The sequence below is a fragment of the Capillibacterium thermochitinicola genome (genome assembly GCF_013664685.1).
Classification (GTDB): Bacteria; Bacillota; UBA4882; order UBA10575; family UBA10575; genus Capillibacterium; species Capillibacterium thermochitinicola.
In genome coordinates this window covers 1-1530 of record NZ_JAAKDE010000034.1, presented here as the reverse complement: position 1 = coordinate 1530, position 1530 = coordinate 1, and the positions used below count along the sequence as shown (strand labels likewise).

Below are 1530 nucleotides of genomic sequence, written 5' to 3'. Positions count from 1 at the left end.
AAATGAGTCCTTATGGGTAATATAAACAGACATTCAATTATTAGGAAGTGCATGTGTATGCCGGTCGCAACCATACATTTTCACAATATTGCGGCCGTTATGATCCACATGTCTCCCTGGCGGCAAACCTCCCATATCTCACAGGGTCAATGCCCCAAATTCCTTCGTCCTGCCTACCCATGAGGTGGATGTCAGTCATGCTCCTATGCTGGGTCAGCGCCCTTATGGATTAATTCAACCTGACTATCCGGCTCATTTTGTCAAGGTTCTTCCAGTGGTCTAGGTAATACTAAGGTTAAGCCGCTACCGGCCTTTGAATGTCATTCATCATTTTCTGCGGGTCATATGCTACTTGCTTTTTCATTAGCGCAAAGATTATCCGGATTAGCTTACAGCAGAGTAAAATCAAGGATTGCTTCTTTTTTAGCGGGTTTTGGGCTCTGGTCGTATAGTATTGGTGTAACCTCCGGAACTCCGGATTCTTTGCCACCACAGGCATAATCCCTTGAAACAACAATGCTCTCAATCGTCTCCGGCCACGCTTGCTGATGGTTGTTTTACCTTTATGCTTGCCTGAGCTGTTCTCTCTAATGTTCAGGCCGGCCAGCTTCTGGATTTGCTTGGGATGGTCAAACCGGCTCAGGTCTCCTACCTCAGCCATGAATCCTGCCGCTGTAACAAGACCTATGCCTTTGATCTTAAGGACTTCTTTGATCCCTGGTATTTGGTATATCAGTTCTTCAACCAAGACCATTATCTCTTCAAGTTGCTGCTTCTTCATCTCATACTCGGCAAGCAGCATTCTCAGGCTGGTCTCGGCCGCGCGAAGACCTTCCCGTACCCCGACAGAGTTCTTAGCCGCTTCGACAAGGCGCATGGCTCTTTTTAGGCCTAGTGGCCGCAGTTTATCCTTTCGCCAGCGTGCAGCTATGCCGTCTACCCCTTTTTGCAACACCTTTTCGGGGGTAGGAAACTCCTTCAAGACGATTAGTGCACCTTTACCTTCCCAGGCGCTAAATACTTTGCTGAATTCGGGAAAGTAAATGCTAAGCCAACGCTTTACTCGATTGCCAATCGCATTTAAACCCTGAACGATATGCCAACGGGTTTCCATTGCCGTCCGGAGTTCACTGTAGAGGCCTTCAGGCACATAGGGCACTTGGTACCTGCCGTCTTTCACCAGCATGGCTATGGTCTTGGGATCCTTACGGTCATTTTTGGTCGGATTGTTGTCGTCCAATTCTTTGCTCCGCTTGACATGGAACGGGTTAACCAATACGATTCGTATGCCCGAATCCTTAAGAAACTGGGCGAAGTTAAACCAATAATGCCCCGTGGGTTCCATCCCTACCATAACAGTATCCCTGTTGTATTTTCCTTTCAATTCATTCACCCAGAGCTTGAATAAACGGAATCCCTGGACATCATTACTGATTCTTATTATCTTCCCAAGCTCAATTCCTCTGAAATCAAAAGCTCTGGCAAAGTGTGTCATGCTGGCTACGTCTACACCCACAATTAAAGTCTTCT

At 47.1% G+C, this 1530-nt stretch carries 1 protein-coding gene; it reads right to left on the bottom strand.

Features of this window, described 5'->3' with window-relative positions; translation table 11 throughout:
* Nucleotides 1–295: 295 nt before the first annotated feature.
* A partial coding sequence (locus G5B42_RS10645) for an IS110 family RNA-guided transposase (RefSeq protein ID WP_231133513.1) occupies nucleotides 296–1530 on the bottom strand: 1235 nt, incomplete at its 5' end.